Source organism: Acidobacteriota bacterium (genome assembly GCA_039028635.1).
GTDB lineage: Bacteria > Acidobacteriota > Thermoanaerobaculia > Multivoradales > JBCCEF01 > JBCCEF01.
The window spans coordinates 33,406-58,734 of record JBCCHV010000010.1; the positions used below are offsets into that span (position 1 = coordinate 33,406).

Consider the following 25,329-nt stretch of genomic DNA (forward strand, 5'->3'; position numbering starts at 1 on the left):
CGAGGGGTTCGGTGGCTTCTGAGCCGTGGACGACTGCGATGGTCGGCCGGGCTGTTGGGGGTGAGTCGGTCTGGTCGGTGCAGGCGAGGCCTACAAGGAGAATCGCGCAGGCGAGGCTTCTGGTCGAGGCTCTGCCGAAGAGCTGAAGGCACCGCGGAGCCGCGGGCATTACTCTACCCCCCGGTCTTGACCAACTCGAACTCGGTGACCGGGCCGGGCTCCGGGTCGGTTTTGTCGAGGATCTGCCACGCCGCGCCATCGGGGCCGATGAAGACGAAGCCGCGCTCGCCGAATTCGTTGTTGCGGATCTCTCCTGGCTGGATGCCCTGGTCGATCAGCAGGTGCCGCACTTTCTCGAGCTTCGGGGTGTAGAGGGAGTGCAGGGTGATGCCCAACTCGCCAGGACGCTGGCGGGCGGTGCGGTCGGGCTTTGGGCCGGTGGGTAGGAAGAATTTGAGCTTGCCGCAGATGTTGTTGGGGGAGACGAAGCCGCGGTACCAGTGGCTGGTGCCGGGGGCCATGTCGAAGACGCGCTGGGGGCCGTCTTGCCAGTCGCCGTCGAGGACGACCCCGCCTTCGTCGCGGAAGCCGAGGGCGTCGCGGTAATAGTTGGTCATTTCGCCGAGGTCTTCGCCGTCGACGATGAAGTCGTGGTGGGTGAACTCACTGGTGGCGAGGGGCGAGTGGTCGCCGATGGTGCCGTAGCCGGGGATCTGGTAGCCATAGCGCTGGAAGAAGACGTGGTGGAAGAGCTCGCCGTAGACGGCGGTTTCGCGCACGCCGACGGGGCGGTTGAAGAAGCTCGGGTCGCCTTCGGTGAGGCTGTAGAGGTCGTCGTAGACGGGCTCGATGGGCAGCCAGCGCTCGCCCGCCTTGCGGGCAGCGCGGTAGGTGTCGACGAGGCGAAAGATGTCGGTCGTGCGCATCACGGCCATGCGCATGCCGAGGGTTTCCGGCGGTGCATAGCCGACCCCGGGGCCCAGCGGCTCGGCCCACTCCAGGATGCGCACCAGGCCGTGGCTGGCGATGTCGCCGTTCTGCATGCGCACCGATTTGAGCGCGGACGGCACGCCGTAGAGGGCTTCGGCTTCGTCGGCGCTGAGCTTGCCGCGGGCCACTACCCGAAAGCCGAACTCGGCGAAGTAGCGTTCGTAGATGGCGGCGTCCTCGGCACCGACCATGACCTCGTAGACGCCGCTGATGCCGGTGTCGGGCGGCTCGACGGCTGAGGCCTCTTCGGCGCCCGCCACGATCGCCAGCCCGAGGACGAAAAGAACCGCGACCAGCCTCCGAAGCAGCTCCACCGCCCTACCCCTTCGTCGGTCGGTGCAGATACTCGCCTCTGGCCGGGCCGACCACTTCGCCCTGGTCCCAGACCACCTCACCCCGCAGCAGAGTGGTCTTCACCCGGCCGGTGAGCTCCATGCCTTCGAAGGGGGTGTAGCCCTGGGTGGACTCGGATTCCGCGGCGCGCACGACGAAGGTCTCGTCCGGATCGAACAGCACCAGATCGGCGTCGAAGCCGACAGCGACGTCGCCCTTGCGGTGGAGGCCGAAGCGACGCGCCGGGGTCTGGGAGGTGAGCTCGGCCATGCGGCCGTAGGAGAGGCCGCGCTTGCGGCCCTCGGTGTGGACTCCGGAGAGCAAGTACTCGGTACCTCCGAAGCCGGACTTGGCGAGGAAGATGTCGCCCGGGTTCTCGCCGCTGACCTTCCTTTCCGCCGAGCAGCAGGCGTGATCGCTGACGATCCAGTCGATGTCGCCGTCGAGCACCGCCTGCCAGAGGAACTCGACGTCTTCGCGCGGTCGAATCGGCGGGTTGACCTTGGCGTGGGGGCCGCAGGGGGCGTCGATGTCGAGCAGCAGGTGGCCGACGGTGGCCTCGCGGCGGAAGTGGATGTGCGGGAAGACGGTCTGCATCATGCGCGCCGCCTCGATCGCCTTGCGCGACGACAGGTGAAGCAGGTTGATGTTGAGGCAATCGGTCTCGTACGCCAGGTAGGAGGCGATCCAGATCGCCAACCCTTCCGAGTGCGGCGGCCGAGCGGCGCTGTAGGCTGCCAGGCCCTCGAGCTTGCCCTCGCGCTCCACCAATTTGGTGTAGGCGCTCATGATCTCGGCGAGCTCGCAGTGCAGCGACAGGGAGATGCTCTCGGCGTGCTCGGGGCGCTCTTCCATCAGCTTGCGAATGCCGCGCATGACGAACTCGAAATGGGCGATGTCGTACTTTTCGTCCTCGCCGATCATCAAGAACTCGTTCTGCGAGTCGGAGCGGCCGTGGAGGCCGTAGCTGCCGTAGAACATGAAGATCTTGTAGGAACAGACGCCGAGCTCTTCGAACATCACCGGTAGCTCGTCGATGTGCTGCCCGGACATGGGTGCCAGATGGTAGGCGTAGTCGACGTGGAAGTTGCCGTCGCTGCGCTCGAGCACCTCGGGAAAGAACTCGCGGTAGGGGCCGCCGCGGTTGAGGTAGTACTGGCCGGTGCGCATGTAGTTGAGGCTCGAGGTCACCCCGCCCATGGCGGCGGCGCGGCTTTCGCTGCGAGCATCGGCGGAGAGCTCCTGGTAGATGCCAACGTGCATGTGGGCATCGACCAGGCCCGGGAAGGCGAGCTGTCCACCGCCATCGATCACTCGCCGGGCATCCTCCACCGCCAGCTCCGGCGCGATGGCGCTGAAGCGACCATCGGAGACGGCGATGTCGGTAGCCAGCGGGTCGTCGACGCCGGGCCGCACCAGGCGGACGTTCTTGATCAGCAGGTCGTGGCTCGGTTCCGTCATGGTGGGTCTCTTGGATTCTGTGATCGAGCGGTTTCTGTGTGATCAATGATCGAGCGGTGAGAGACCTCGAAAGCTTGCCCTTCACGTCATCGCGACCATTCTTTCGCAAGGCTGTTGTTTCGCAGGGCAATGCGCCGCAACGAAGTTGCAGGCTGCCCGATTCGATCGAGCAGCCTGCAGTCGGAGTCCCGTGGAGCAGCCCGGCTGCGGCACGGTGCACGAGCCCGAAAACCTACGCCTCCGGGCCGTTGTCAATTCGCCTCTACCGACTCCCGAACTTGTAGTTCAGCCCGAGCACGAAGGACCGGCCCGGTGCCGGCGCGATCTGGAAGGGCAGGAAGTAGAGGTCGTCGGTCAAGTTCTCGATCCCCAGAGTGAGCTTGAGCGGATTGCCGCCGGCATCGATCGTATAGCCGCCGCGCAAGGAGTGCTTCTCGAAGCCGTCGAGGGACTTCAAGATGCCGAACTGGGTGATGTTGCCGGTGGCCACCGACTCCGGACGCACCCGGGTGATGTCGTCGGCGAAACGGAATTCGTACTCGGAGAACCACTTGCCGGTGGCGTTGGTGTAGCGCAGGGCGAAGGTGCCCTGGAACGGCACCACCGAGCCGAAGGGAGCGTCGTCCGGCGTCCCCTCGAGATCGATCGGCAGATCCGAGCGGTTGTAGAACTGCTCGATGGTCTGGATCTCGGCCGGCGTCGGGTTCTTGTTCTGTCCTTCGAGCCAGGAGAGGGAGACGTAGGGCGTCAGGCTGCCGCGGTTGCCCACCGGGAAGGAGCCTTCGAAGTAGGCCTCGGTGCCCTCGAACTCGACCTCGGTGGCGTTGACCCGCTGGAAGAACAGGCCCACCGGGCTGAACACGCCGTTGGCCGGATCGGGGGTGAAGAACAGGGTCGGAGTGACGATGCCGTCGATGTAGTTGTCGATCTCGTTCCGGAACCAGGCGAGGGAGCCGCGCCAATTGCCCTGATCGACCTTCACGCCGAGGTCGATGCTGGTGCCCTCCTCAGGCTCGAGGAACGGGTTGGGCACGCTCTGCACGCCGAAGAAGCCGGAGCCGAAGTTGCGCACCAGGTAGCGCACCGTGACCTCCGGCTCGCGGTAGCTCTCGCCCCAGCGCACGTAGGGGGAGATTCCCGCCGGCAGGAAGAAGGTGAGACCGACATTGCCGGTGACGACGTCGTTCGAGGTCGAAAAGTCCTGGCCGTCGCGAATCGCCTGCACGAAATCGGCGACGCCGTCGAGGTTGAAGCCGAAGTCGCTCTCGAGACGGTTGGCGAGCTCGCCGGAGGCGATACCCAGGAAGCCGAGCTCGCTGCCCCCCGGCAGCGGATAGCCGTCCGTCGCCTGGGCGGTGGACTCCCAGTCGTCCCAGCGCACGCCGGCCGCAACGCGCACCACCTCGTGGGGCTGCCACTCGAGCTGGGCGAAGGCGGCGAGGTTCTCGTAGTCGGTGTCCGGGGTGGTGGCGCCGACGACCGTCGAGGTCACCGTGCCGGCACCGTTGAAGGCGTCGCGGGTGAAGGTGTCCTCGGACTCGTCCTTGAGGTACTGGATGCCGGTGGTGATGAGGGCGTTCTCGGAGGCCGCCAGATTGAGCTGGACCTCGGCGCCGGTGCTGGTGATGCTGTTGAGGGTGGTCGAGAAGGTACCGCCGGAGTTGAAGGTGGACGGATTGCCGGTGAAGGACAGGCTGCGATCCGGGTTGGTGACGAAGGACGAGCCCTCGTCGATGTTGAAGCGCCGGTCGTTCTGCGGCCGCTCGAACTCCTGCTGGTAGACGCGCACCGCCACCCGCGGTAGCCAATCGGCGATCTCAGAGCCCTCGTAGCGCAGGGTGAGCTTGGTGAAGTCGCGGAAGTTGTTGCTGGTGCGGTTGTTGCTGAAGGGCGGACCGCTGAAGGCGAAGCCGAGATCCTCGTGCTCGCTCAGCAGGTAGGTGGCGCGAAGCGAGTGGGTGCCGTTGAAGTAGCGCCAGAAGTCGAGGCGGCCGTTGGTGCCCTCGCCCTGACCGTTGCGGATCTCGCCGTTTTCCCCAAGGGACCAGATGGCGTAGGTGTTGGCGTTGCCGGCGAGGAGGTTGGAGACCTCGCCCAGGGCCAGCACTTCTTCGGTGGTGATGGCGTCGCCGCCGATCTCGTAGTCGTCCTGATCGAAGACCGAAGCGCTGGCCTGCAAACCCCAGGCCTCGGTGCCGTAGCTCAGGCTGCCGAACTGCCGGTTGAAGCCGCCGTTGTCGTTGTAGCCGAGGTCGAGGATGGCGTCCCAGGTGGCGCCGCTCGAGGGGCGCGACGGGGCCTTGGTGATCAGGTTGATGGTGCCGGCGTGGGCGTCGGTGCCGTAGAGGCTGGAGCCGGCGCCGCCCACCACCTCGATGGCGGCGAGCTGGGTGACGTCGATCATGCCCGGCGACAGGCCGGTGGCGTTGGCGTCGATGCGCGAGTTGTTGATGCGCTCGCCGTCGAGCAGGAGGAGCAGCCGGGAGGACGACTGGCCGCGGTAGGTGGGCCGAGAGCGCGCCTGGTTCTGCTCGATGGACTGCATGTTGGGCACCCGCTCGTAGGCTTCCTGGACGGACTGCGGGCGGCGATCTTCGATGTCGGCGGAGCTGACCACAGTGACCGCCTGCGGGATCTCGACGATGGAGCGCTCGCCACGGGCGGCGGTGACGGTGAGCTCGTCGACCAGGGCACCGAGGGCGAGTTGGAAGTCGGCGGTGACTTCGGCCTGGGAGACGTTGACCGTCTCGGCGGAGTCAGCGAAGCCGTCGAGCTGGGTGCTGACGCGATAGGCAGCGGGAGCCAGATCGCTAAACTCGTAGTTGCCTTGGTCGTCGGTGACGGTGGTCTGACTGCGGCCGCTGGCGGTGTTGACGGCGGTGATGGTGACGCCCGGCAAGACGGCGCCGGAGGGATCTTTGACCTGACCTCGGAGGGTCTCCGCCGACAGCGTGGTCGGCGCCAGCATGGCGACGACGACGCCGAGGATCCATGCCCATCGAATGACTTGCGGCCTCAGCATTTCAGGCTACTCCCTTCCCCCCGACGGGGACGTGTGTTCGTTCGCGCCCGGCTACCCCAACGCTTCCCTCATTCCCCGCGGGCACCACGAAACGACGCCGTTCTCTCGCAGGAGATCGGTCGTCGCGGCAGAGCGGAGCTCGGGGAAATGTCCATTTGTCATACCAATAGTACATATACTGTACGGGAAGTCACAAAAGCGTGTCAAGGAAGGGGTTTTCGGACGGCTGGGTGGCCTGCTTTCGGGACGCTGCGGTGTGTCTCCTGCGTGGAAGGACGTGATGGCGGGCCGAGGTGGGGGAGGACACGGTCGAGTCTCGCTTCGCGAAGGCGATGCGGCGTGTCGTCCGCGTGGGGTGACGTGATGGCTGACGAAGTGGCGGAGGACGGTCGAGTCCGGCTTCGCGAAGGCGCTCCGCCGGCGTGCCCGCCTGGAACGATTCGATGGCTGACAAGTTGGGGAGGACGGTCGAGTCCGGCTTCGCGAAGGCGCTCCGCCGACGCGCCCGCGTGGGTCTACTCGGACTCCGAAACGGCCCGCGCCGGGCGGAGGCATAACTCGCTGCGCTCAAACAGATGCCTCCGCTTTTCCTCTGCGGGCCTGGGGTCGGACTTTGAATGCAAGTGCCCGCGGGCTCAGGCTACGCGCTTTCGCGAAGCCGGACTCGACCTCACCGTCTGTGCGCTTCGGGCCTGTCGCTGATCGGTGAGTCTCGAGACCGCGGTGGAGTGAACAATGAAAATAGGAGACGATAACGTCCCGTAGGTGGTCTCAGAGAGACGCCTTGGGGCAAGATAGAGCGGCTTGGTGGAGAAGATCACGACGGGCTAGGTTCGCGACGGGATCCCACTCCGACTCTCTCGACGGAGCTCTGAGTGAAGGGTCGGAACTGATCCGCTCGACCCGAGAAGAGCTTTCATCAACGAATAACCGAGGAAGGTCTGAGATTCAGCGCCCAAGGCCCGAGGGAATGGCTTGAGAGACCGGGGGCCGCGATCGGGCGATAGGGACTCGAAGAGCAGGGTTCCGGCCGCTTCGGCGGTTCGCCGGAGGGAGGAAAGCAGGTGGGAGGAGCTAAGGCAGGACGAACACCTTGTCGTCGATTTGCTGGTTGACGGCGAATTCTTGCCAGTGGATGTCAGCGGTTTTGGTGCCGTTGTAGTAGAGCCGGACGCGGGTGGGTTGGCGGAAGTGGGGGTTACGGTGCCAGCGGAAGTCGGAGTAGATGCGGTGGTGCCAGCCTTTGGGGGTGTCGAAGCCGACCCAGCGGACGCTGTAGTCGTGGCGGTCGATGGCGAAGCGGGTTGCGGAACCGGCGGGGTCGGTGACGCGCACGAAGTGGCAGGGGTGGCCTTCGATCTGGTCGTCGAGGAGGCGATCGACGGTGAAGCCTTGGTCGAGGGCGAAGCGCAGGATGCCGAAGCCGAAGGCGGAGGACCAGTCGCGGCGGGCCTGGTCTTCGTCGACGGGGCCGTTGGCGTCGTAGGTGCGCTGGCCGTCGTAGGCGGTCTGGAAGATGGCGTCGTCGCCGGCCCAGGCTTCGAGGCGCACTTTGCCGTTGGCGGTGTGGGCGTCGCCGGAGCGATCCGGAAAGACGCGCCACATCCGGTAGCGGTCGGCGAAGCGCGAGGCGCGAGGGTCACCCTGCTCGCTGAAAACCGCCTGGCCGGCGAGGCGCAGGGTCTGCGGCCGGCGCCAGGCCTCGCCGCCGGCGGCGAGGATGGCGCGCTCGACGATGTCGGTGGCGCTCAACGTGTCCGCTTCGGCGGCCGGCTCGAAGATCTCGATCAGGAAGCCATTGGGGGCGAGCAGGGTGACGGCGCGGTGGGTACCGAGCTCGGGGCTTTCGTACTGCACCGGACCGGCGACGATCTCGGTGCCGGCGGCGTGGGCACGGCGCAGGATTTCGTCGAGGTCCTGAGTCGGAAAGCTCCAGGCCACCATGCCCTGGTTCGGCGGCCGCGGCGCGACGCCGCTGTCGGGCAGGGCGCCGTCGCGGAAATCGATGAACAGCAGGTGCCCATCGCGCGCCCCCATGGCGTAGACGATGGAGAAGCGGAAGACGGTGCCGTCGGGCACCGCCAGGGCGCCTTTGGAGCCGTGGCTGCGCCACTCGCGATCGCTGCGCAGTTCCATGCCGAGGACGTCGGTGTAGAAGGCCAGCACGGCGTCGGAGTCGCGAATGCTCTGCGCCGAGTAGACCGGTCCGCCGCGCCCGGTGGCGCTGTCGACGGGGCCGAGCTGGCTCATGCCGTCGAGGCGCGAGATGCCCACCGCGTGCATGAAGTCGGGCGCTTTGAAGATGGTCTCCTGGATGCGGTACTTGGTGCCGTCGGGCCGCGGCACGGTGTACTCGGACATCGGGTTCATGGCGTCGTGGCCGGCTTGGCGCAGCTCGGCGTCCCAGGTGGGTAGATCGAGGGTGGGGTAACCGGTGGAGAAGGGACCGGGCTCGCGGGCATCGTAGGTGGTGTGGACGAGCGGCGTCGGGCGGTCGACGTGAATCAGTCGAAGGCGCACGGTGCCCGGCGCCCCGGGCCGCTCGAGCAGGTAGAGGTCCCAGCCGAGGTCGTCCGGCAAGCCCCACAGGGTGGCCTGCCGACGGCGCACCGAAGGCTCGAGGTCGAGGGGGCCGCGCATGCTGAGGCCGAGACCGTCGCGGTAGAACTCGAGGAAGGTGTCGAGGTCGTGGGTGAGGTAGGTGGCGATGGCCAGGGGGCCGGCGAGGGCATCGACGGCGGAGGTTTTGGGAGCGAGGGCGTCGGGCGGCGATGCGGCCGGATTTTTCTCGGACTCGACGATCTCGTAGAGCACGACGAGGTGGCCGTCGTAGTCGATGAAGGCGCGTTCCCAGAAGGAGAATTCTTGGCCGGTGACGAATTTGGGCGCGGTGGTTTCGAGACCGAGGGCTTCGAGGCGCTCGAAGTCGCGCTCGAGATTGCGGCTGCGAATGACGGCGGCGCTCATCAGCGGGCGCCCCGCTTCGGGCAGCTCCATGCCGCGCACTTCGGTGAGGGCGAGGGTGCGCACTTGCTCGGTTCCGGCGCTCAGGGTGGCGAAGCGGATTTTGGCGTCGCGGTCGATTTTGAAGACCGGGTAGGAGTAGGAGTCAGGACCGCTTTCGGAGACGCCGTCGAGGTGGAAGCCCAGGATGTCGCGGTAGATGGTGAGGGCGCGGTCTAGGTCGGCGACGACGAGGGTGACACGTTTGAAGGTGGCGCCTTCGTAAGGGTTTTCTTCTTGAGCTGCGGTGGCGACACCGGTCGCGAGGATCAGGAGGAGTGTTGCCAGGAGCCAGGTTGGTTTTCGCATGGGTCGGGTTCTCCTTGGGTTCTACTGGCTCGGACTTTGAAATTCGCGATTGCGGTTGTCGGTGAGAGCCGAGGCTCTGCCTGACCAACGCTCCGCCAACGCGCCCGCGTGGAGCGCCTCAGACTCCGGGACGGCCCGCTCCAGGCGGAGGCATAACTCGCTGCGCTCAAACAAATGCCTCCGCTTTTCCTCCGCGGGCCTGAGCTCGGACTTCCAAGTACTTGCCCGCGGGCTCAGGCTCCGCTCTTGGACAGACAGAGCCTCGGCCGGACCGAAGGTCTCGAAGGCGCTATTGGTGGGGGTAGGTCTGAGCGTGGAGAGGCAGACACGATGCCTCCGCTTTTCCTCTACGGGCCTGGGCTCGGACTCCCAACAGCTTGCCCGCGAGCTCAGGCTCCGCTCTTGGACAGGCAGAGCCTCGGCCGGACCGAAGGTCTCGAAGGCGCGGTTTGGTGGCGGTAGGTTAGGGCGAGAGAGGGCTCCACCCGGACCGCGGTACCGAAGGCGACGGGTGAGGGGGAGTGCGAGTGGTGAATTCGCAGCGGAGTCAGGGCGCCATTGGGGGGGTTGGGGGAGGACGGCCACGGTCTAGAACATGGGGGCGGAGGCGCCGCCTTGGCGGTCGATGAGGACGGTTTTTTGCTCGCTGTAGGCGTCGAAGCCTTCCTCGCCGGCTTCGCGGCCGAGGCCGGAGCGGCCGTAGCCGCCGAAGGGGACGTCGCCGAAGATGGCGCCGTAGGTGTTGATCCAGAAGTAGCCGCAGCGAACTTCTCGGGCGATGCGCAAGGCGGTGGGCTCGTCGCCGGTCCAGACGCCGCCGGCCAGGCCGTAGGGACTGTCGTTGGCGACGGCGATGGCCTGGTCGACGCCGTCGACGCGCAACACCGTGAGGACGGGGCCGAAGAGCTCTTCCTGGGCGGCGTAGGAGCGAGCGTGGGCGCCGGTGAGGACGGTGGGGCGGAAGAAGCTGCCGCCGCCGAGCTCGGGGACCGGGGTGCCGCCGGTGGCGAGGTGGACGCCGTCGGCGACGGCGCGGGCGACGAATTGCTCGGCCGCCTGGACGGCGCGTTGGTCGATCATCGGCCCGACCTGGGTGGCCGGGTCGAAGGGATCACCGACGACCAGCGCTTCCGCAGCGGCGATGACGCGGGCTTCGACTTCGTCGGCGATGCGCCGGTCGACCAGCAGACGGGAGCCCGAGAAGCAGCGCTGGCCGGCGTTGCGGAAGATGCCCGCGACGGCGGCGGCGACGGCCTGATCGAGGTCGGCGTCGGCGAGGATGATGTGGGCTGATTTGCCGCCCAGCTCGAGGAGCAGGTTCTTGATCGTCGGCGCCGCCGCCTGCATGACGGCGGTGCCGGCGGTGGTGCCGCCGGTGATGCTGATCAGGTCGACGTCCGAGTGAGCGCTCAGCGCCGCGGCGGTTTCGACGCCGCCGTGGACCAGGTTGAGGGCACCGGGCTGCAACCCCGCCTCGCTGGCGGCGCGGCAGAGCTCGCGCGCCACCAGAGGAGCCCTCTCGGAGACCTTGAGCACCACCGAGTTGCCCATCGCCAGGGCCGGCAGCGCCTTCAGGGAGGCGAACATCAGCGGCGCGTTGTAGGGGGTCAAGCCGGCGACGACGCCGACCGGCTCGCGCCAGACCAGCTTGTCGACGCCGCGCTCCGCCGGCAGCCGCCGCTCGGCCTCTTGACGGCAGCGCGCCGCGGCTCGCTGGCAGCCACCGACCGCCGCCAGCACGTCGATGCGCGCTTCGCCGGCGGTCTTGCCATTGTCGAACAAGATCTGCTGGACCAGCTCGTCCTGACGCGCCAGCAGGATCTCGGCGAGACGCTCGAAGACCTCGGCGCGCCGCTCACCGTCGAGGCGGCGCCAGCTTCCCAGGCGGAAACAGCGCCGCGCCGAGATGACGGCGCGGTCGACGTCCTCGGGATTCGCCGACGGCAGCGTCGCCAGGACTTCGCCGGTGACCGGGAAGACGGTTTCGAAGGGCGCCCCCCGACCATCCTCCGGCTCGCCGTCGAGAAAGCCGTGGGGGCCCTCGAAGTCCGGCACCGAACGCTCGGCGAGCAGCGGCAGGGGAGGCGTCGCTGGACTCAACGTCTACTCTCCCGAGCCCTACTCTGCTGGCGCCGGCAGGTCGTGGCCGGCGGCGTCGATCGCCGGCAGGTCTGAAGTCTTGACTTCGCCGAAGACGCTCGTCGTGCGCACCAAGACACCGTTCTCCCAGTGCTGCATGGAGCGGCCGCGATGGGGCTCCCGGCCGAGAATGATGGTCTCGTAGGTCTCCTCGCCGAGGGACGGCTTGCTGAACCACAGGATGATGGTGTTCTGGTCGTAGGCCCGCGCCCGACCCTCGAGCACCTTGCCCCGAATCACCATCTCGGAGCCCTCCCAGTGGGCGGTGTAGCGCCGCACCTCGGTTTCCTCGCCACGGGTGTAGATGTTGCGCTGCGAGTAGAGGTTCTGCTCCCAGTCGAGGGCGATGTCGTTGATCGCCTCGTGCTGGTCGACGATGTTTCCCTCGGCGTCGCGAATGGTGTAGGAGCTCTTCCAGGTGCCGATGTGGCGCTCCCAGAGCTCGCGCTCCCAGGGCTCCATCGCCGGCGGACCCGGCGGCCGATTGGGGTCAGCGGCCATCGCCCTGCCTTCGGAGCTGCCCGCTTCGATGGAGCCGGCGACCGCCGTGGCGAGGGCGCCCGACAGCAGCAGTGCCGCCGTCAGCGCGCCCCGCGCGATGCGCTTCATCACCGCGCTCCCTCACGGCACGAACTCGTTCGGGTTGAGGTAGCTCCAGTCGGCGAGCAGCGGCTGCCGCGCCTTGACCTTGTTGAGCACCCGCTCGCGGTTCTCCTCGACGTTGGTCCAGGGGTTGAAATGGAAGTGATTCACCAGCCAGGAGTCGGTGCGGAAGATGGCGTAGGTGCCGTACTCGCACTGGAAGGGACCATGGCTGATGTAGGGCGGCCGGTAGAAGTAGCCACCGGTCGGCAGGTAGCCGAACTGCATCATCCAGGACTCGCCCCAGATGTGGTACGACTCCTCCATACAGTCGTGGTACGAAATGTTGTCCTGCCAGAAGCCCGGCACCATGATGTAAAGGCCGGTGAAGGCGCCGGTGATCTCCTCCATGCGCAGGATCTTGATGAACACCCCGGGCTCCGTCTGGGGCACCATCATGGGCACGATCCAGCGGATCTCGTCGTTCGACGCGGTGCTGATGAACTCGCTCTTCTTGACCTTGCGATCGCGATGCGCCGAGGCCGCCACCCAGTCCGGGTAGTGGTCGTTGAAGAACCAGATCGCCTTGCAGCCTTCCTTGGTCGAAATGGCATCCATGCGGTAGCCCGGAGGAACGAAGAAGTAGTGGTCCTTGGTGTATTGCTTGCCGCCAATGGTCAGGCTGCCGTCGAGGATGAAGAGCTCGAACTCGCTGTTCGAGAATCCGCCCGGCTGCTTGAAGCCGCCTTCGAACTCGACCACCTGGGTGCAGGAGCCGTTGATCGGGTCCATGCTCAGGGTGCGGTAGGTGATGCCGCGCTTCCAACCGGGCAGGCGCAGCGGCTTCGACGTCACGTCGCGATCGACCAACGGCTCGATGTGGGGACGACCCATCTTCATCACCTCCTCTACCAGACGACCCGCCACGGGCGCCGGGGCTTTTTGGGCAGCTCACGCTTCGGAATGGTGCGGCGGGTGCCGGCGTGGACCGAGAACCCACGCGGACCGCTGATGCGGGCGAGGAACTCCTTGACCCACTCGTCGCGCAGCGGCGCCAGCTTCTCCACCTCGCGATAGATGCGCTTGTAGTGTTTGCTCTGATCCGCCGCCTCTTCCTCGATCCACTGCGCCACGCCGCGCGGCAGGTCACCTTCGACGGGGCCGCGGCTGAAGCTCAGGATGTAAGGCTCGGGTACCTTCCCGACCTTGACCGCCTTGCTCGCCTTTTTCATCTCGGCGTTGCGCGCCTTGCGCTTTCGTTCGGTCTCCCGGACCACCTTCTTCTCGGTCCGGGTTTTGACGTTCGGTCGTTTGGACATCGGTCCTCCTCCAAGGGCAGGGTTGCGAAAAAGCTGTTCAGGAGTGGATCGCGGACGGTGTGGGAGGCGCCTCGGCAGCGATCTCCCGGAAAACGGCGTCGTCGAGGGGAGCCAGCAGCTCTCCCACCGGACGCGGCGACGGATCGAGGATCGACGCCGCCAGGGTTTGCGCCGTCGCCTCGTCGAGGAGGCGACCGGCGTTGGCGAAAAACTTGGTCTTGAGCTCATCGATGCTCAACGGATTGTCGGGGCCGCCGCGGTTGGCGAGCACCTTGCGCTCGATCACCTGGCCGTCGGCGGTGGTCACCGTCAGCACCGCCGGGAACTGGTTCGGGAAGATGGCGTCGCACTCGGCGTTGGCATAGCAATGCACCTTGTCGGCGATCTCGAGGTAGCGCCGATCGCGCACTTTGTCGTCGCTGAAGTCGTCGAGCCACAGGCCGAGGCCGCCGCCCCCCAGGAGCGCCGCGGCGACCGTGAAGGGACCGCTGAACTGGCCGTGGTAGCCGGACTGCGGGCGCAATTTCTCGTGCCGCGGCTCGCCGATGGTGCGCAAGGTCGGGCTGGCCACTCCGAGATCGATGCGCTCGATCGCCGCCGGGTCGATCTCGCCGCGCAGGGAGCGAGCGGCGTCGATGCCGGCGTGGGTGAAGTGATTCGCCGGATAGGGCTTGTAGAAGATCCCCGGAATCGACCAGTCGCGGCCCAGACCGGCGGTGATCTCGTCGGCGACCAGGGCGCCGCCGCAGTAGGCCTGGTAGAAGCCAAAGCGCCCTTCGAGGGCGGTCGGCGGACCGGTGACGCCGGCGCGGGCACACTGCGCCGCCACCACCCCGGCATGGGCCGCCCAGCCGCAGTGCAAACGCTTGACGGAACCGCCGGCGCGATTGGCCTCGATGATGCCGGCCCCCATCGAGCAGGCAATGCCGAGGGCGTGGGCGATGCCGTCGGCGCCGAGGCCGAAGAGGCGCGCCGCGACGGCGGCGGCCCCAAGGGCACCGCAGATCGAGGTGGCGTGCCAGCCGCGCTCGAAGAACACCGAGTTGCCGAGCTCGCGATCGTAGGCCGCCATGCCGGTGCGGATGTCGACCTCGTAGCCACCGGCGAGGGCCGCCAGAAGCTCCGGCAAAGTCGCCCCCACCGCCTCGCCGACGGCCAGCCCCGCCGGCACCAGAGCGGCGCTCGGATGGAGCACCGAGGGCAGGTGGGTGTCATCGAAATCGAGGGAATGGGCCAGAACGCCGTTAACGAAGGCGGCGGCCGCCGGCGGCAGGCGCTCCGGCCAGCCGATCAGGCGGGCCTCCGGAGAGCCACCCCACTGCTGAGCGACGGCGTGGGCCATCGGACTGGTGGGCAGCGGCCGCGCCGCCAGGCACAGCCCGACGGTGTCGAGAATGCGCTCCCGCAGGCTGCTTTCGACCGCCGCCGGCAGCGCTTCGGCGGAGACACCGGCGACCATCTCGGCAAGCTGCTGAGCGAGAGTCGGGCTGCTCACGAGGCCTCCTCGACCAGGGCCAGGGGACGCACCGGAACGCCGGTGGCACCGACCACCTTGAGGGGCGTCAGCACGAAGGTGAACTCGCTGATGCCGTCGGCGGCGAGCTCGGCGAGATTCATCATCTCGAGGATGTGGATGCCGGCCTCGACCAGAAAGATGCGGTGCACCGGCAAGAGAGCGTGGCCGCGCCCCGGCGGGATGTGCTCGTAGGCCACCGTCTCGGCACCGCTGAGACGAATCCGGCGCTCCACCAGCCAGCGGGCCGCCGATGGATCGGGACCCGGCGCCCCGCCCTCGGCACCGAGAAAGGTCTTGGCGTCCCCCCAGTGGGCGGTCCAGCCGGTGTGCAGCAGCACCGCATCGCCGGCGCGTACCTCGACCCCCTGTCGTTCGGCCGCGGCGGCGAGGTGATCGGCGGTGATCGGCGCGCTGGGGCTGACCACCGGCACACCGAGGAGGCCGGCCAGATCGAGCATGACGCCACGGCAGAAGCAGGGCGCGATGGTCTCGACGCCGTGGACCCGGAAGCGGCCGCCCTGCTGCGCCGCCTGGGCATCTTCATCGCCGTAGAGGCGGCCGTCGTGGGAGACGTGACAGAGAGCGTCGATGTGGGTGCCGCTGTGGCCGCCCAAGAGCATCATCTCGTTGGCGGCGGAGCCGCCGTCGGCGCGCACCGCGTCACCGTGGCGCCGCATCAAGGCGAGCTTGAAGCCGGGATGGTTGGGCGACACCGGCATGGTCGCCTCGAGGGGTTGGGCGAGGTCGATCACCCGCGCCGCCGCCAGCCGTTGCCAGAGCTTCATCGCACCAACCCCTGCGGAATCGGCTCCGCGGCGAAGGCCTCGGCGAGAGCCAAAACCCGCTCGGCGCGACGCACCACCGCCGGATCGAGGAAGCGGCCGCTCGCGTCCACCGCCACGGCGCGACCGGCGGCCCGGGCCGCCTCGAGGGCCGCCACCACCTGGCGCGCGGCGGCGATCTCCTCCGCCGTCGGTGTGAACACCCGGTGCACCGTGGCGAGCTGGCGCGGGTGGAGGCAGGAGCGACCGAAGAAGCCCAGTGCCTTGGCCTCGCGGGTGGTGGCCTCGAGGCCGGCCTCGTCGGCGAGGGCGGTGTAGGCCGGCGCGATCGGCGGCAGCAGGCGGTGAGCCGCGGAGACGGCGACGAGCCGCGAGCGGGCCCACAGGGTGGCGCGCGGATCGGCGCCGTCGGCGCCCACGTCGGCGACATAGTCCGCCGCCCCGAAGGCGAAGCGGTCGACCCGCTCCACCGCCGCCAGCTCGCCGGCCGCCAGCACACCGCGGGCGCTTTCGATGGTGAGGGTCAGGCGCACAGCCGAGCTTTCGCCGAGAGTCGCCGCCAGCCCGGCCACCGCCTGCGGATCTTCGGCCTTGGGGACTCGCAATCCGGTCAAGGGCAGCTCCGCAAGGGCCGCGACATCGTGGCGCCACAGCTCGCTGTCGAGTCCGTTGATGCGCACCCACACCTGCGGTCCGGCGGTCGTGTCGCGAGTGGCGAGAGCCGCCACCACCAAGTCGCGCGCGCGCGCTTTCTGGGCCACCGGCACAGCGTCTTCGAGATCGAGCACGACGGCGTCGGCACCGGCATCGAAGACCTTGCCGAGCAAGCGCTCGTCATTGCCCGGCGCGAACAGGTAGGAGCGCGCCGACAATCCGGCACCGGCGGCGCTCACAGCACACCCCCGGCAGCGAGGTCGGCGAGCTCCTCCGCCCCCAATCCGAGCTCGCCGTAGACCTCGGCGTTGTCGGCCCCGATGGCGCGGCCGGCCCAGCGGATGCTCCCCGGCGTCGCCGAGAAGCGCGCCAGCACGTTTTGCATGCGCAGCGGGCCGAGCTCGTCGTCCTCGACGGTGGTGATGGTGTCGAGGGCCTGGAACTGGGGATCCTGGTAGATGTCGCGGATGTCGTAGATCGGCGCCACCGCCGCCTGCGCCTCTTCGAAGGCGCGCACCACCTCGTCCCGCGGCCGCTCGGCGATCCAGCCACCGACCATCGCATCGAGCGCCTCGGCGTGCTTCGCCCGCTCGGCACCGGAAGCGAACCAGGGCTCGGCGATGACCTCCGGATGTCCCACCAGGCGCATCACCCGCTCGGCGACGTTCTGAGCCGAGGTCGAGATCGCCACCCAGTGGCCGTCGGCGGTGCGGTAGGTGTTGCGCGGCGCGTTGTTGACCGAGCGATTGCCGCGCCGCTCCTGCACCACGCCGAGCTGATCGAACCAGGTGGGCTGAGGACCGAGGATGGTCAAGATGGGCTCGATGATCGCCATGTCGATCACCTGGCCGCCCCCCTCGGGACCGCGGCCGTGGAGAGCGAACATGGTGGCCGAGGCGGTGGCCAGTGCAGTGATGCCATCGGCGAGGCCAAAGGGCGGCAGGGTCGGCGGGCCGTCCGGCTCGCCGGTGATCGCGGCGAAGCCGCTCATCGCCTCCGCCAGAGTGCCGAATCCGGGCCGGTTGCGGTAAGGCCCGATCTGGCCGAAGCCGGTGACCCGCACGATCACCAGCCGCGGATTGAGCTGGTGCAGCGTCTCCGGCGCCAGGCCCCAGCGCTCGAGGGTGCCGGGCCGAAAGTTCTCGATCAAGACGTCGGCGCTGGTCACCAACCGGCGCATCAACTCCTGGCCGCGCGCCTGGCTGAGATTGAGGGTCGCGGTGCGCTTGTTGCGACCGATCATCTTCCACCACAGGTTGACGCCGTCCTTGCGGTGACCGTGGAGGCGCACCGGATCACCTTTGGGATGCTCGAGCTTGATGACGTCGGCCCCGAAGTCGGCGAGCAGGGTGGCGGCGAGGGGACCGGCGAACAGCGTCGCCGCGTCGATCACTCGCAACCCCGCGAGGGGCCCCTTCGGCTGTGTTTCTTCGGTCATCAAATCAGTCCCCGATCCCACAAATGTAGCATAGTTATAACATTAGATCATCTACTGCCGATGCCCTTCGCAGGCAGGCACTTGCGACCCGACGCTCGGAACAGGTCAGGGGCGGCGAACCAGGCGCTCGCCGAGCCAGCGGCCGAAGCTCAGGGCCGGCGTCAACATCATGCCACCACAGAAGGCCTTGCCGCAGGTGGCGGCCGCCCCGAGGGCTTCGCCGGCGGCATAGAGACCCGGGATGACACCGCCGCCGGCGCGCCGAACGGCGAGACCCTCGTCGACGTCGAGGCCGGCGAAGGTGATCAAGGTGATGCCGTGGTTTTGCAGCGCGTAGAAGGGCGGCTTTATGAGAGCGGCCGGCAGGTGCCGGCGGCCGAAGGTCGGGTCGTCGCCAGTCGCGACGGCGCGGTTGTAGGACTCGACGGCGGCCACCAGGCCGGCGGCGTCGATGCCGGCCCGGGCGGCGAGCGCTTGCCACGTATCGCCGACAAAGACGCCGGGGCGCTCGGCGGCCGCCCGGCGCAGATCCCCGGCGGTCCAGCCGGCGACGATCTCCGGCGAGCTTGCGATACCGATCTCGTCGAAGACCTGGAAGAAGGTGAGGTCCGGCAGCGCCGCCAGGGCCGATTCCTTGGCGTGGATCGAGGGTTCGTCTTCGGCCACGAAGCGCTCGCCGGAACGGCCGACATAGATTTCCCACGGCGGCCGCTCGGAGGCCACCAGCCGCGGCCGGTCGTGCCACTGCACGCGGCCCGGATCGTCGATCGCGGGCAGGCCGCCGAAGGTCGGGATGTAGCAATCCTCACCGGTGACGGCGGCGTCGAGCCCGGCGGTGAGGACCAAGGCGTCGCCAGTCGACGAGAGCCGCGCTGCCGAGACCAGGGGTCGCCGGTGGAGCTCGGCGAAGCGCTGCGGCGAGGCGCCGAAGCCGCCGCAGGTGAGCACGGTGGCCGCGGCGCGCACCTCCGCAGCGCCACCGGGCCCACGCAGGCGAGCGCCCACCACCGCCCCCGCCGCATCGGTGAGCAGCTCTTCGACCTCCGTCGCCAACCGCACCTCGACACCACCACGCCGCTCCTCGAGCTCGAGCAGCGGCGCCAACACCGCCAGGATGGAGCGCGCCTCGTCGTTTCCGTAGACGGTGCGGGCGACGTCGTAGGGCTCGTGGCCGTGGACGATGCGCGGGCAGTCGTCGGCGAAGTCGAAGCCGTGGTCGTCGAGCCAGTCGAGGGTTTCTGGCGCGAGGTCGACGGCACGCCGCACCAGATCGCGGCGGGCCCGGCCGCGGCTGATCCGCATCACCTCGGCGAAGTGAAGATCGGGGTGGTCTTCGATGCCGTGCTGACGCTGACGCTGAGTCCCCGCCGCCGCCAGATGACCGGCCGAGAGGTGCAGCGTTCCGCCGACGACGTCGGTTTTTTCCACCAGCAGCACCCGGCCACCGGCGCCAGCCGCCGCCAGGGCGCAGGGCATGCCGGCGGTGCCGGCACCAACGATCAGCAGGTCGAAATCGGTAATGGTCGGTCCTCGCGCCTGCGAGCAGGTTGCTGAAAAAGCCGCGTGGCGGCTTATTCAGCACCTGCTGTTTATTTCAGGGGCGCCCGGCCAGGGGGGCTAAAAGGCGCCCCCCTCAGGCCTACGCGGCCCGGCTTCGCGCATGTCGCGCGCCTTCACCCCCGTCCTCGGCGCCCTCGGCGCCGCCTCGCCCGCTGGGCTCGGGGTCCCACGCGGGCCGGAAGTCCTCGAACCTGAACTTTTCCAGCGCTGCTAGTCATTTGTTTCGAGAGGGGCTGCGCGCCCCTGACTGCGCGTCCCGGGCTGAGCGCCCCTCTCCGGCCCAAGAAGCGGGGTTCTTGGGCCTCCTCTTCCGTCGCGGCGGCTGAGCCGCCGCCGGGCCCTCTCGGGCCCGGGAGCAGGCTGCCGACGACATTTTATGCAGCCTGCTAGGCGCCGGATGTCGTCTCATGGGCCGCCTCCGACGGTGGCGTCCCAAGCGGTGGTGTCGCCGGACTCGAAGCCATCGGCGAAGGGCAGATCGTCGCTGCGAGTCACCAGGCAGGCCCAGTCATTCGCCGCGGTGTGTGGCGCGCTGCCCAGGTCGACCACCGCGCCACCGGTCACCTCGGCGACGGAGCCGATCTGAAGGGCGCCGCCGAGGCGTGGATCGAACCAGCGCACGGTGAAGGTGTCGGAGGCCGAGACCGCGGTGAGATCGAGGGACAGGGGACCGCCGGCGCGATCGTGGTAGAGGGCGTAGACCTCGCCTTCGAGGGCGAGGGCATAGGCCTCGCCGGAAGCGCTCGACGACACCAGCGAGCGGTCCGGGGTCATCTGCAGCAAGGGCAGATCACCCAGGAAAGCCAGCAGGTGGCCGGTCCAGGTGAGCGCCGCGTCGAGGGCCGCGAAGTCGTCGATCGCCTGATCGAAGCTGTGCCCGCCGCCGTCCTGCTGCACGTACCACTCGAAGCCGCCGCCACCGCCGAGAAAAAGCGGCCAGAGCTTGTCGCGACGGCCATGCGGGTAGCCGGCGGCCTGGTCGGTGACGTCGTTCTCGATCTTCTGCGGCTCGTCGAAGCTCACCATCCAGGGCGCCCCGGCGGCGGCCGAGCGCTGACGCCAGTCGGCGGCGAGATCGAACATGGCGCGCCGCGAGGTGTTGCCCTGGAAGGAGGTCAGGTCGAAGTCGCCGTTGCCCAGCAGCGGCGCGTAGAAACCTTCGTACTGGTTGCCGTGGGTGTGGGTGGTCACCGGATGATCGTAAGGGTCGATGGCCTTGAGGTAGGCGGCGAACTCCTCGCGCTTGGCGGTGCCGTAGTCGTTTTCCTCACCAAGGTTCCACTCCAGGCCGTTGTGGTGACCGAAGCGGGCGTTCAGCATGCGGTAGTAGAGCTTACGCTCCGGACCCAAGTCGCCGCCGTCGTGGTAGTTCTCGTTGCCGCTCTCGGTCTCGGCGAGCACGAAGTGGAGGAAGATGCCGCGGCTCTGAGCATGGCCGAAGGCGATCTCCCACTGCGCCAGCTTCGACAGGTCGTAGCGTGTCTTGGCGGCTCCGGAGATGGTGGGAAAGGTGTCGTTGGCGTCGCCGAAGAGATTCATCGGCAGGAAGTAGACGACGTTGGCGCCGCGGTCGGCGATGTAGTTGAGGGCACCGATCAGGGCACGACCGGCGCCGCCGTTCCAGTCCGGATCTCCGGGCCGCCAGTCGCCGAGGTGGGCATCGAAGTCGTGACCGGCGCTGGGCGTGTTGTCGAAGCCGGTGTAGCCGAGCAGGTTCTCGGGAATGTTGGGGCCGCCTTTGAGCCACACCCTGCCCTGGGAATCGGTCAGGTAGTGGTGACCGCGATTCTTGATCAGGCCGCGATTCGGAGCCTTGAGGTCCGGCGCGACGGCGGTCGACTCGCTGACCGTGAAGCTACCGGAGGTGCCGTCGTAGGGCATCACCGCCGCGCCGGCGGTGTCGGCGAGATCGACCGCCACTTCCGCCCCCTGTCGCAGCGAGACCTCATAGAGCCAGGTTCCGACCATGTCCGGCGCCAGGTGGGCCAGCCAGCGGTTGCCGACAGCGCCGCCGACGCCATCGCCCGCGAAGTAGCCGGGTACGTTGAACAGGCGGCCGTCCGGTGCGGTGAGCTCGACCTGCAGGCGGTAGTCGAGGAACGGGTTCGGGCTCGAGGTTTCGCTGGCGCCGGGGCCGGCGAGGGAGAGGGTGACGCGGTGCCAGCGGCGCATGGCGGTCGGTGCGCCCGCCTCGCCGCCGAAGACCTCGACGGAGCCGTCACCGTCCGGAGGCAACGGACCATCGATGATCGAGAAGTCGATCACCCGCTCGACTCCCGCGGTTCCGGCGCCATTGCTCTGCGAGAAGCTCTGCGCCGTCAGGCGAAAATCCCCGGGGATCGCGGTCCAGGCGTTGAAATCGCCGCCCGAATCGCCGAAGAGGGCATAGGGGGCGACGTTCTCGGTGCGGTTCTCGCCCGCGACCCCGGTGAGGGAGAACACCACGCTGCCGACCGCGCCGTCGACCCGGGCTTCGATGTTGAGCTGGTCGGTGGGTAGCAGAATCAGGTCGAGGGTGGCACCGTCTTCGAGAGGGTCGAAGGCGGCGATGGCCTGGTCGTTGGTGGCGTCGATGAGGACGAATTCGGTGACGTCGGCGGCTTGGGCCGCGGGCGCCAGCAGTAGGACTAGGGTGAGGAAGGGCAAGGCGGTGCGTTCTCGAAGCATGCGGGAGATCCTCCAAAGCCGGTTGAGGTTGGCCCGGTCTGCGGTCGAGAACTTAACATGCAGGATCATCTATGGATCCTGCGGCTGGGAGAGGTTGGAAGGCTCGTGGATTCGCTGAGGTGCCGAGAGCGATTCATCCGCCGTGGCTTCGGGGTCTCGCGGCTTCGCGGAGGCTCCGCGTGAACCAGTCTCGGACTCCCGGTCGGCCTGTTCCGGGCGGAGGCATAACTCGCTTCGCTCAAACAGATGCCTCCGCTTTTCCTCCACAGGCCTGAGGCTCGGACTCTCAGGGCCCTTGCCCGCGAAGCCCAGGCGACACCGCGAGACCCCGAAGCCACGGCTACCGTCCATCCCTTTCCTGGATCGGCTTCCGGAGGTAGAGAACGACGGATGCCTCCGCAGGCCTGAGGCTCGGACTCTCAGGGCCCCTGTCCGCGAAGCCCAGGATGCGCCGCGAGACCCCGAAACCACCGCTACCGTTTCCCCACATATCCAGCAGTTGGGGAATCCGAACCGCGCTCTTGAACACGTTTCTGAGATCGGCCCCGAAGATGAGCATTTTGAGGTTAGAGAAACATGCTCGAGCTCCGTTGAGGGCAAAGGAAGCGGTCCGACCGTTGGTGTGACGGCGCGGCACGAAGCCTGAGCCTGCAGGCAAAGATCTCTTCAGTCCGAGACTCGGCTCGTGGAGGATCAGCGGAGGCATCTGTTTGAGCCGAAGGCGAGTTGTGCCTCCGCCCGGAACGGGCCGACGCGTAGGCTGACAGAGGATCATGCGGGCGTTTCGGCTTCGTGCCGCGCCGTTGCACCAACGGCTTCTCTGCCGCCCCGGACCTCCACCAGCTCGACCATTTCACCCGCGGCTCCTTGCAAAACCAGCGAACGGCGCCCGCCAAACGGCGGTTCAGGACGTTGAAGAATGGGGCCTGCAGGGACGACGGGCAGGGAACCGAGAGACTCGACAGCGAGGGAGATACAGGCGATGCCGCCGGGAAGGAGGCCTTGGGGGGTGGGCCGCGGCTCGGTTTCGGCCGGGTACTGATCGACCTCGACATTGACGCGCCGACCGTGATGAACCATCGCCAGCTCATGGGTGCGATCGGCCGGGAAGCCGAAGGCCTGATTGATCATCGTGTAGGCGATGGGAACCGCGTCGCCGGTGGCGAAGCCGAGGCGGCGGTAGAAGGCGAGGGACTCTTCGAGGTTCGGGCTCGCCAGGACAGCGATGAAGAGATGATCGACGGGTGAGGCGGCGCGCGGTAGATCGAAGTCTTCGAGATCGCCGCGCACTTCGTTGAGGTAGAGCACTTCGCCATCGGGACCGGCCACCTGGAAGGGGTAGAAACGGTCGGTCAAGGCGAGCTCTTTGGGCGGCCCCAAGACTCGGAAGGGGCTGTCGGCGAGATGGGCGGCGAGGGCGTCGGCGTCTTGCACCGTGATCTCGAGGGCGGCCCAGCCGTAGCTGCGCAGGGTGCGGTACTGGGCGGCCGACTCGGGGACCTCGACCAGGCGAATCGGCACCGGACGACCGCTCGAGGGCCACAGGTCGACGCAGCGCCGGCCCGCTGTTGCCGGCGCCCTCCAGGCGACGGCCAGATCGCTCTCGATGGTCCCGATCTCACCGACTTCGAGACCCAGCCACTCGCCGTAGACCCGAGCGGAATGCTCGAGGTCCGACACCACGACGGTGGAAGCGAGGATTTCGCCGACGGCGTTCATTGCGGCGCCTTCTTGTTGATGACGGTGACGGTCTCCACCTCGAACAGCCGATAGAGAGAAGAAAACTCCTCTTCGATGCGATGGGGAAGCCGCAGCCCCGCAACCCGGCGGTAGTCGGAGTAGCGGGTCACCAGGTCCCAGGCACGGTCGTAGGCCCAGGTATGTGACGAGCGCTGGCGCGGCAGGGCGGTTTCCGGATCGAGGCGCCAGCGCTCGCGAGTACCGCCGGGCAGGGTGACCTCGACCTCGATGAGCTCGCCCTCGGCAGCTTCCACTCGCCCGCGAGACGCGATCGGCCAGCCAGCGAGGTGTGCTGCCGCCGGTGCCGGAAGAAAGACCGCATCGGCCGCTAGCAGGGCGGCGCGCTCGGCCCCCAGCGGCGCCCCTCCGGTTCGGGCGATCTCGCCATCGTAGGTCTCGAGAGTCGTTTCACCGCCGAGGGTCACCATGCGGCGCAGAATATCCGGCCGCTGGTGCACGATCTCGAAGCTTCCGATCTCGCTGTTGAAGGCATAGCGTCCGGCGAGGCTCAAGGACTTCACGATGCGCAGTCGCTCGGCGCCGCCCAAGGCCTCCACCAGGCGGTCGAGAAGGGCCGGGAGATCGAGCTCGGCAGGCTCCTCGGACCGGGGCCGCTTTTCGATCGCCAGGGCGCGGGGCTTGGGAGTAGAGGGATCGACGGCCACGAGGCGACGCAGGTCGAGGGCGACCAGCTCATGGTGGTTGCGCAGGTAGAGGCGGCCGTCGGAGTAGCTGGGGGCGGTCCAGGTCTTGCCGTCGAGGACCTGGAAACGCCCGAGGATCCGGCCGGCCTCGAGGCCGGCCTTCATCTGCAGCAGCTCGCCGCGGTCGCTGAGCACCAGCAGATGATCACCGACGGCGATCAGGGAGCCCTTGCCGAGCCCGCGCAGGCGCCAGGCGATCGAACCCGAAGACCCTTCGACAGCCGCCAGGGTGGCGTTGTGAAAACCGTAGAGATCGCCGCCCACCGCCACCGCCGAGCTCAAGTGGTTGACAAAGAAACGGCTCTCCCAGAGCACCTTGGGCGGTCCCGCCGGCGACAGGCCCAGCAGCGCGCTGCCGCCATCGGCCCGATGGGCGACGAACAGCCGATTCGGCGCCAGAGCCAAGGGCATGGCGATCGGCAGGTCGATCGGCGAGCCGCCGGAGAAGGTCCAGCTCCAGAGCTCCTCGCCTCGATCAGAAATCGCCTGCACCCGGTCGCGCAACAGAAAAGCCAGATCGCCGTCGCCCAGCACCAACGGCGAGGAGTAACCCACGGCCCCTTCGCCGGCCGACCAAACCGGCGCGCCGGTGGCGGCGTCGAAGGCCATCAGGTGGCCAGCACCCAGCCCAGCTTCACCCAACGCGGCTTCGACGATCACGCGGCCGTTCGAGACCAACGGCGACGGGCTGTAGCCGAAGCGCGGAGCCTTCGAAGCGACCAGCTCACGACGCCAGCGCTCGCGACCGTCCTCCGCCGCGACGGCGACCAGCGTTCCTCCGGATCCGATCGCGAACACCGTGTCCCCGGCCACCGCCGGCGTCGAGCGCGGCCCGTCGCCCCAGGTCTCCTCGAAGAGAGGCCCGACCTCCCGTCGCCACAGCTCGCGACCGGTGGCGCCCTCGAAGCGCGCCAGGACTTCCTTGCCCTCGGCGCCGAAAAGGGTGAAGAGACCGTCGCCGACGACCGTCACCGCCGAGAATCCAGGTCCGAGAGGGACGCGCCAGAGCTCCTGCGGGCGACCGTCATCCCAAGCCGGCAGGGCGGCTTCCGCATCTCCAAGATTCACCGCACCCGATCGATCGGGGCCGCGGAGCTGCGGCCAGTCGCC

Annotated in this window: 16 protein-coding genes; all 16 read right to left on the reverse strand. The window is 68.1% G+C overall.

Annotation, left to right across the window (positions count from 1 at the left end; all coding sequences use genetic code 11):
* Positions 1 to 173 precede the first annotated feature (173 nt).
* Positions 174 to 1,304, reverse strand: a complete 1,131-nt coding sequence (locus AAF604_06295) for a hypothetical protein (GenBank protein MEM7049249.1) — start codon at positions 1,302 to 1,304, stop codon at positions 174 to 176.
* Positions 1,305 to 1,308: 4 nt separating this feature from the next.
* Positions 1,309 to 2,784, reverse strand: coding sequence for a dihydroorotase family protein (locus tag AAF604_06300; GenBank protein ID MEM7049250.1), 1,476 nt, complete (start codon positions 2,782 to 2,784; stop codon positions 1,309 to 1,311).
* Positions 2,785 to 3,046: 262 nt separating this feature from the next.
* On the reverse strand, positions 3,047 to 5,806 hold the full coding sequence (locus tag AAF604_06305) for a TonB-dependent receptor (GenBank protein MEM7049251.1): 2,760 nt from the start codon (positions 5,804 to 5,806) through the stop codon (positions 3,047 to 3,049).
* A gap of 1,074 nt (positions 5,807 to 6,880) precedes the next feature.
* Positions 6,881 to 9,118 (reverse strand): VOC family protein, encoded by a 2,238-nt coding sequence (locus AAF604_06310; protein MEM7049252.1) that lies wholly within the window; start codon positions 9,116 to 9,118, stop codon positions 6,881 to 6,883.
* Between the two features lie 588 nt (positions 9,119 to 9,706).
* A complete protein-coding gene (locus AAF604_06315) occupies positions 9,707 to 11,218 on the reverse strand; it encodes an aldehyde dehydrogenase family protein (protein MEM7049253.1) in 1,512 nt (503 codons plus the stop codon).
* Between the two features lie 18 nt (positions 11,219 to 11,236).
* Entirely contained in the window at positions 11,237 to 11,866 is a 630-nt protein-coding gene (locus AAF604_06320) for a hypothetical protein (protein ID MEM7049254.1), read from the reverse strand.
* Positions 11,867 to 11,878: 12 nt separating this feature from the next.
* Positions 11,879 to 12,733: a DUF4437 domain-containing protein gene (locus tag AAF604_06325; GenBank protein MEM7049255.1), complete on the reverse strand. Its 855-nt coding sequence runs from the start codon at positions 12,731 to 12,733 to the stop codon at positions 11,879 to 11,881.
* A gap of 14 nt (positions 12,734 to 12,747) precedes the next feature.
* Complete coding sequence (locus tag AAF604_06330; GenBank protein ID MEM7049256.1) at positions 12,748 to 13,158, reverse strand: hypothetical protein; 411 nt, start codon at positions 13,156 to 13,158, stop codon at positions 12,748 to 12,750.
* 37 nt (positions 13,159 to 13,195) lie between these two features.
* Positions 13,196 to 14,653: an MmgE/PrpD family protein gene (locus AAF604_06335; protein ID MEM7049257.1), complete on the reverse strand. Its 1,458-nt coding sequence runs from the start codon at positions 14,651 to 14,653 to the stop codon at positions 13,196 to 13,198.
* Positions 14,650 to 15,459 (reverse strand): cyclase family protein, encoded by an 810-nt coding sequence (locus AAF604_06340; GenBank protein ID MEM7049258.1) that lies wholly within the window; start codon positions 15,457 to 15,459, stop codon positions 14,650 to 14,652. The genes AAF604_06335 and AAF604_06340 overlap by 4 nt, the downstream gene beginning before the upstream one ends.
* A complete protein-coding gene (locus AAF604_06345) occupies positions 15,456 to 16,349 on the reverse strand; it encodes a CoA ester lyase (protein MEM7049259.1) in 894 nt (297 codons plus the stop codon). Before AAF604_06345 ends, AAF604_06340 begins: the two co-directional genes overlap by 4 nt.
* On the reverse strand, positions 16,346 to 17,548 hold the full coding sequence (locus AAF604_06350) for a CoA transferase (protein MEM7049260.1): 1,203 nt from the start codon (positions 17,546 to 17,548) through the stop codon (positions 16,346 to 16,348). The genes AAF604_06345 and AAF604_06350 overlap by 4 nt, the downstream gene beginning before the upstream one ends.
* Positions 17,549 to 17,653: 105 nt before the next feature.
* Positions 17,654 to 19,123, reverse strand: coding sequence for an FAD-dependent oxidoreductase (locus tag AAF604_06355; protein MEM7049261.1), 1,470 nt, complete (start codon positions 19,121 to 19,123; stop codon positions 17,654 to 17,656).
* Positions 19,124 to 19,513: 390 nt separating this feature from the next.
* On the reverse strand, positions 19,514 to 21,775 hold the full coding sequence (locus AAF604_06360; protein MEM7049262.1) for a DUF5060 domain-containing protein: 2,262 nt from the start codon (positions 21,773 to 21,775) through the stop codon (positions 19,514 to 19,516).
* A gap of 771 nt (positions 21,776 to 22,546) precedes the next feature.
* Positions 22,547 to 23,494 carry a hypothetical protein gene (locus AAF604_06365; GenBank protein ID MEM7049263.1) on the reverse strand — a complete coding sequence of 316 codons (948 nt, stop codon included), beginning with the start codon at positions 23,492 to 23,494 and terminating at the stop codon, positions 22,547 to 22,549.
* Positions 23,491 to 25,287: a PQQ-binding-like beta-propeller repeat protein gene (locus AAF604_06370; protein MEM7049264.1), complete on the reverse strand. Its 1,797-nt coding sequence runs from the start codon at positions 25,285 to 25,287 to the stop codon at positions 23,491 to 23,493. Before AAF604_06370 ends, AAF604_06365 begins: the two co-directional genes overlap by 4 nt.
* Positions 25,288 to 25,329: the final 42 nt, after the last annotated feature.

Bases quoted from the DNA above. Each gene is read 5' to 3' on its own strand.
- AAF604_06300 (MEM7049250.1), bottom strand. From the start codon at position 2,784: ATGACGGAACCGAGCCACGACCTGCTGATCAAGAACGTCCGCCTGGTG.
- AAF604_06325 (MEM7049255.1), bottom strand. From the start codon at position 12,733: ATGGGTCGTCCCCACATCGAGCCGTTGGTCGATCGCGACGTGACGTCG.
- AAF604_06330 (MEM7049256.1), bottom strand. From the start codon at position 13,158: ATGTCCAAACGACCGAACGTCAAAACCCGGACCGAGAAGAAGGTGGTC.
- AAF604_06340 (MEM7049258.1), bottom strand. From the start codon at position 15,459: ATGAAGCTCTGGCAACGGCTGGCGGCGGCGCGGGTGATCGACCTCGCC.
- AAF604_06350 (MEM7049260.1), bottom strand. From the start codon at position 17,548: ATGACCGAAGAAACACAGCCGAAGGGGCCCCTCGCGGGGTTGCGAGTG.
- AAF604_06305 (MEM7049251.1), bottom strand. From the start codon at position 5,806: ATGCTGAGGCCGCAAGTCATTCGATGGGCATGGATCCTCGGCGTCGTC.
- AAF604_06365 (MEM7049263.1), bottom strand. From the start codon at position 23,494: ATGAACGCCGTCGGCGAAATCCTCGCTTCCACCGTCGTGGTGTCGGAC.
- AAF604_06310 (MEM7049252.1), bottom strand. From the start codon at position 9,118: ATGCGAAAACCAACCTGGCTCCTGGCAACACTCCTCCTGATCCTCGCG.
- AAF604_06360 (MEM7049262.1), bottom strand. From the start codon at position 21,775: ATGCTTCGAGAACGCACCGCCTTGCCCTTCCTCACCCTAGTCCTACTG.
- AAF604_06320 (MEM7049254.1), bottom strand. From the start codon at position 11,866: ATGAAGCGCATCGCGCGGGGCGCGCTGACGGCGGCACTGCTGCTGTCG.